Consider the following 6,219-nt stretch of genomic DNA (forward strand, 5'->3'; position numbering starts at 1 on the left):
GTGAGATGACGAACCGGCGGCCGCGACCTCGCGAAGGTCGTCGGAACCGCCGGCTCCTGGTCCGGATCGTTGTCGCCCCGGTCTCAGCGCAGATCGAACTCGCCGTCCCGAGCCCCGAGCACGAACGCCCGCCACTCGGCCTCGGTGTAGCGAAGGACCGTGTCCGGGTCCAGTGACGAGCGCATGGCCACTGCTCCCCCCGGCAGGTGAGCGATCTCGACGCGCTCCTCGTCCGGGCTCGTACCGGGGGCGCCCTGCCATGCGACGCCGGAGATGTCGAGGGCGTACAGCTCGTCCTTTTCCTGCTGGCTCCCCATCAGGGTTCCTTTCGCTCACAGCCGGATGAACGGCCCAAGTGCCGCCTGGCGCTTCACCGTTCGGCGTCGCTCTGCGTCACTGAACGCATACTAGGACAGCTCGGCGGTGCTGCGAGGGGCACTTCTGCCGGCCTTCCGCCCCCGGCAACCGACTGCCCCCGCCGCGGTGTCGTCGCCCGCGAATGTTCTCGGCGCCGCGCGAGACGACCTGTCCGTCGACGCGGATGACCGACTCCTTGTTCACCTTGTGGAGATCCGGGAACGATTCGGTGTGCGGGATCAGTCCATCCGTCGGGCCACACCGAGCAGCCCCGACTCCGCGTCCGTCGCGCTCGTCATGACCCAGTGCCGCTCCCGCCCAGCGCACCACAGCGTCACACCGTCCGCCAGGGTGGGCAGAGCGTCGACCTCGCTCTGGGCCAGGCCCAGGATCTGTCCGATCTGCTGGGCCTCCTGCGGTGACACCCGCTGGATGCCGACGAGGGTGGCGGCCCTCAGCATCCGCGGTGCCACCGGGCTGAGGTAGGGCAGCAGCGTCAGTACGGATTGCCACGGCGACGAGACTACGCGGCCGCGCGGCGGCCGCATTCCGCAGTCCCGAATCACCACGACCGGGCTGCCGACCGTCGCACCCATGGGAGGTACCCGCCCCACGTCGTGCAGTGTGATGCACTCCAGGCCCGCCCCTGCCGCCTGAGCCAGCACGCTCCACTCCCGGGCGCGTCCCGTCTCCACCGCCACACGGGCTCCCGTGCCCGCCGCTCGGAGCGCCAGCACCTGGGCGGTCCACAGGCCGCCGATCAGCAGTACGTCGTAGGGCGTCGACCGGTGGAAGCCCACCATCTGGGGGCGGCGCTCGGCGTCCTCGCCGATGACCACACCGTCGTCGCCGACGGGCAGGGACAGTGCACCGAGGTGGTCCGCGGGCATCGTGTGCCCCGCATGCCGCGGACCGATGAGTCCGCGCAGTCCCTTCGTACTCGCCGTACGACCCATCACCGAGCTCCCCCCAGGGGCATTGTCGCCAGTACGCCCGGCAGTTGTTCGCGGTCCAGCCGCAGCAGACCGACCTTCGCCGTGCGGGCTGCCTGCTCCAACGCCCGCCGTACGCCTACCAGTTCGGTGTCCGATCCACCGGTGATCCGGACATGGCCACTCACGTCCATGGCGCCCTGGCGTACCCCGTGCCGCACCGTGAGGCTGAACGTGGTCGCATACGCGGGCACTGCCGTGAGCAGGGAGACGAGCTTGGGCAGGGGTGATGCACCCCGGCCGAGTTCGGGCCAGCGGCCGACCGCGTAGGTGGTGTGCCAGCGGTCGTCGCACCGCCAGACCCGCGAGGTCTCGGCGGTACGGCGCTGAGGCGCCGAGTCGGGCCTGGCGGTACGGGCGGCCGCACGGGGACTCGCGCAAGCCGCTGTGGCCACGGTGGAGTTGAGTTCGTCCTGGTCCAGCACGACGGCCTGGAACCCCGCTCCGGTGATCCGGCTGGCGACATGGTCCGCCACGCGCACCAGGCAGCGCTGAGCGCCCTCGATTCCGCCGCCGCGAGCCTCCACCGCCTCGGCGCACAGCTCCGGATCGAGCTTCACGGCCACCCATGTCATCCGCAGAGCGGGCGCACCGGTCTGCTCCTGCAAGGGGGCGTAGGAGAGTCGGGCAACGGACTGCGCCGGCAGATGGGGCGCGGGCGCCGCACGTACCTGCTGCACCAACTGCACCGACTCCACCACGATGTCGTCCACGGTGAGTGCGTTGCCCAGCAAGGACAACGGCAGCGCGCGGGCGCCGAAAGCGGGTCGCAGCGCGGAGCCACTGGCCTCGACCCGCACCACAGCAGTCAGGAATGTGCCGTCGCCCAGCATGCCGACGGTACGGCGCTTCCGGTCGACGAACGGAGCAGGGCGGAACCCGGGCATGCTCTCGCTGACCGGCGCCAGGGAAGGATCCGTACCCGGGGCGGCGGGACCCGCCATACGCCTGCGCCCACGTAGCGCGACGGCGGTCGCCAGCCATTCCTGGATGGCGTGCCCGCGTCTGCGGATCACGGCGAACAGCGCAAGGGAGCCGGCAACGATGCAGGTGGGGACGAGCCAGAGCCCTCCCAGCACGAGGCCCACCGCGACGAGAGCCAAAGCCAGTTCCACGAGCACCAACTGGCGCAGCTGCACCGGGCCGATGCGGCTCGTGCGCGACAGAGGGCGCAGAGTCGTGGAAGCGGGGACGCCCTGCGGCGGTGCCCCTCGCTCATTGCTGCGTTGCCGCCGGGAAGATTCAGGGGCCTGACCCGTGGTCCGCCCATTTCGCGCACGCGTCGCCGTACCCATCGCCGCGATGCCCCCTCGTGTCCGTAATTACCAAATTCTTATGGGCGTTGACCGGGCGATCACCCTACCTGAGCAGTAAGACGCAAGCGCCAGCAGGCATAGTAGGGGCGGCACGACACCAGGCCCTCCTGAAGGGTGTGGGAACCTGGTCGCCCAGCGGGGAGAGGGACAGCGAACAGATGGCATCACGACGGGACGAACTGAACGCCTACACCTTCGCGAAGCGAAGGTTGATTGCACAGTTCGTACAGCCGAATGCGACCGGCTCGGAGGAGGGTGCACCGCGTCCTCTGCGAGCGGTGGTTCCCGGAGCCATCGTCGGCGTGGTGGTCCTCGCGATTTTCGGCGCATGGGGAATGTTCAAGCCTGTCGCACCCAAGCTCTGGGACAAGCCGGGCGAAAACGTGATCATCGCCAGCAAGTCGACCACTCGCTATGTGGTGTTGCGGACGGGGAAGAAGACTCAGCTCCACCCCGTCCTGAACATGTCGTCGGCCAAGCTGCTGCTCGACCCCGACAAGGGCAAGGTCATCAACGTCGACGAGTCCGTCCTCGACAACGGCAAGATCCCGCACGGCGCCACGCTCGGTATCCCGTACGCCCCCGACCGCCTGCCCGACTCCAAGGAAGCCGGCGCGGCCAAGCGCTGGGCCGTCTGCGAGCGGCCGGGCGAAGGGGGCCGGGCCATCCAGAAGGCCGCCTTCGTCCTTGCCGAACGCGAGGAGAAGAAGACGGAAGGCGCCAACCGCCTTGGCAGCGGTGAACTCCTCTACGTGGAAGGGCCCGACAAGACCCGCTACGTGGTCGACGCAGGAGGCACGGCGTACAGCGTCGACCAGGACGACGAACTGCTCCAGCGCGCGCTGGTCGGCCAGGGCCGCGTGGCCCAAAGGGTGTCGGCCGCCTGGCTCGACACCCTCCACAAGGGCGACCCCATCGCCTTCCCCACCGTCCCCGGACAGGCCGGGACGCCCGCCGGTGTCCCGGGCGACCTCGATCCCGAGGTCAACAAGGTCGGCATGGTCCTGGTCGCGACCGACGGGACGCGGCAGCAGAAGTACGTCGTGCTGCAGGGGCGAGTGGCGCCTGTGTCCGACTTCACGGCGAAGCTGCTGCTCTTCAGCAAGCAGCTCGTCCAGCTCGATCAGGCCGGCAAGGCGCACTCCGTGAGCGCGGGCGCGTTCCAGCCGGGGCAGGGGTTCGGGCAGGAGTGGAAGTGGCCCCGCTTCGAACCGGCGGCCGTCAACGACGCGAGCACGGGGGACGGCAGCCGCAACACCGTGTGCAGCGTTCTGCGGAACGTCGACTCGGACAGCGGCGCCACCACGCTCAGCACGTGGGCGGGCACCGACTTCCCCGCCACGCTGCCCACCGGTTCCAGCAGCGCGTACGTCACGCCCGGATCCGGGCAGCTGTTCCGGCAGGTCAAGGGATCCACGACGGACGCCGGCTTCCTCTTCCTCGTCACGGACACCGGCCTGCGGTACGCGATGCAGTCCAACGGTGACAGTGCCACGGACGACTCCGGCATCGGCTCCTCCGGCTCGGCGAAGGAGCGGGAGCAGCGCCAACAGGAAGCGCAGCAGGCCCAGAACCGGCTCGGTTACAAGGATGTCGACCCGCTGCCCATCCCGGCCGAATGGTCGACGTTCCTGCCGACCGGGCCGCGTCTGTCCACCGGGGCGGCGCGTCAGCCGCAGGGCTCGTGAGCGGCGGGGCCGAGATGACGCACACCTACCGACGCCTGCTGACGGCAGCCGCCGCTGCCGCCCTCGCCGTCGTCGCCCTGCCGGCCGGCACGGCAGCGGCGGACGACAGCACCCAGTGCACCTTCGGGGGCAAGAAGTACGAGGGGCGTCCCTGGTCCCTCCAGCGGGTTCTCCTCGACGAAGTGTGGAAGCAGTCCACGGGCAAGGGCGTGCGGGTCGCCGTCATCGACACCGGAGTCGACGTCAAGAACCCGCAGCTGGCGAAGGCCGTCGACGCCAAGAGCGGCGTGAACCTGATTCCGAAGAACGCCAAGGACGACAACGGAAACAAGATCGAGCGGGGCAAGGAGAACGGCACCACGGACACCGTGGGCCACGGCACCAAGGTCGCCGGCATCATCGCGGCCCGCCCTGCCAAGGGCACGGGCTTCGTCGGGCTCGCGCCGGCCGCCACGATCATCCCGGTGCAACAGAACGACGCGGACGGCCGCGGCACCACGGGGACGCTGGCCCAGGCCATCCGGCACGCGATCGACAAGAAGGCCGACGTCATCAACATCTCGCAGGACACGGCCAATGCGGTCGAACCTGCCCCTGCGCTGAAGCAGGCCATCGACGCGGCCCTCGCCGAAGAGATCGTCGTCGTCGCCTCGGCGGGCAACGACGGTCTGGGCGGCAACGTGAAGCAGACGTACCCCGCGTCGTACGAAGGCGTCCTGGCTGTCGCCTCCTCGGACCGCAACAACGAGCGGGCGCAGTTCTCGCAGTCGGGCGATTTCGTCGGCGTCGCCGCCCCCGGAGTGGACATGGTCTCCACGGTCCCCGGCGGCGGACACTGCGTGGACAACGGAACGAGCTTCTCCGCGCCCTATGTTGCAGGAGTTGCAGCGCTGATCAAGGCCAAGCACGGCGAGTGGACGCAGGAACAGATCGTCGCCCAGATCCAGCAGACGGCCGAGCGTTCCATCCCCGGCCACGACCGCCTCGTGGGCTGGGGCGTGGTCGACCCCGTCCGCGCGCTGACCGAGGACGACAAGCCCATCGACAAGCCGGTGGCCGACAGGGGAGCGGCAGGCGCGAAAGCCCCGGTCCCGGCCGCACTCCACCTGGGGGAGACCCCCGAGGAGCGCACGGCCCGCCTGGCGACGTACGTGATGGTGGGCGGCGGTGTCCTGGTCGCGGCGATCGCGGGCGGAGCGGTGGCCTTGAGGGACGCCCGCCGGAGAACGAGAAGGATCGCCCGCGGGCAGTCCGGCTGACAGGTTGTGTCAAGATCCGTACGAGACCGTGACGATTGCAGCCGCACACCCCGCCGACGGGCCGAACTGTCGAAGTCTCGTGACGTATAAGACACTTGGCCTGTCAGAGCCGGTGGATAGACTGGGTTCCACGCGATTGGTGAACGGCGGATCACCGCGAACGCAATGCGTGACAGCTGTAGCAAACGGGGAGGAAAGACTCGTGGTCGAGGTAGTGCGGTACGGGGGCGGGCATGGCTGACCTCGAGACCGGTGTGGGCGAGCTGAGAAAGTTCCGCGACCGGGTCAACTCGGTCCTCACGACCCTGGAGAGCAGCGCCGGGGGCAAGAGCAAGGTTGCCGCCGAGCGCGTCACGCGCGGTTCGTTCGGCGTCGGGCTGCAATTTGATGAGGCCGAGACCTTCTACAAGGAGTACAACCGCGTCCACAAGGCGCTGGTTTCCCTGTCGAAGTCGCTCAGCGATCAGATCGAGCTGCTCACCATCGGCGTGCACGCTGCCGACGTCGGCTACGGCAACGTCGAGGAGGAACAGCGCGCCCGCTTCCACGAGATCAAGTCGCGCCTGGACAAGGAGCGGGACGAGGCGCTCGAGCGCGAGCAGGCCCG

Annotated in this window: 6 protein-coding genes; 3 read left to right on the forward strand and 3 right to left on the reverse strand. The window is 69.3% G+C overall.

Annotated elements, in window-relative coordinates; all coding sequences use genetic code 11:
• Positions 1–83: 83 nt before the first annotated feature.
• The 3 genes from AC067Z_RS32775 to eccE all read right to left on the reverse strand — a co-directional run bounded on the left by AC067Z_RS32775 (position 84) and on the right by eccE (position 2,644).
• Positions 84–317, reverse strand: coding sequence for a DUF397 domain-containing protein (locus AC067Z_RS32775; protein WP_478793290.1), 234 nt, complete (start codon positions 315–317; stop codon positions 84–86).
• A 279-nt stretch (positions 318–596) separates the two neighbouring features.
• A complete protein-coding gene (locus AC067Z_RS32780; RefSeq protein WP_478793291.1) occupies positions 597–1,313 on the reverse strand; it encodes a hypothetical protein in 717 nt (238 codons plus the stop codon).
• Entirely contained in the window at positions 1,313–2,644 is a 1,332-nt protein-coding gene (eccE, locus tag AC067Z_RS32785; protein WP_478793292.1) for a type VII secretion protein EccE, read from the reverse strand. Before eccE ends, AC067Z_RS32780 begins: the two co-directional genes overlap by 1 nt.
• Before the next feature lie 179 nt (positions 2,645–2,823).
• On the opposite strand from eccE, the gene eccB reads away from it, so the two are divergent.
• The 3 genes from eccB to AC067Z_RS32800 form a co-directional block, all read left to right on the forward strand.
• On the forward strand, positions 2,824–4,353 hold the full coding sequence (eccB, locus tag AC067Z_RS32790) for a type VII secretion protein EccB (RefSeq protein ID WP_478793293.1): 1,530 nt from the start codon (positions 2,824–2,826) through the stop codon (positions 4,351–4,353).
• Between the two features lie 14 nt (positions 4,354–4,367).
• Complete coding sequence (gene mycP, locus AC067Z_RS32795) at positions 4,368–5,612, forward strand: type VII secretion-associated serine protease mycosin (RefSeq protein WP_478793294.1); 1,245 nt, start codon at positions 4,368–4,370, stop codon at positions 5,610–5,612.
• A 233-nt stretch (positions 5,613–5,845) separates the two neighbouring features.
• Positions 5,846–6,219, forward strand: a 374-nt coding sequence (locus AC067Z_RS32800) for a hypothetical protein (protein ID WP_478793295.1), incomplete at its 3' end; no start/stop codon positions are given.

The sequence above is a fragment of the Streptomyces sp. NPDC043812 genome (assembly GCF_056436245.1).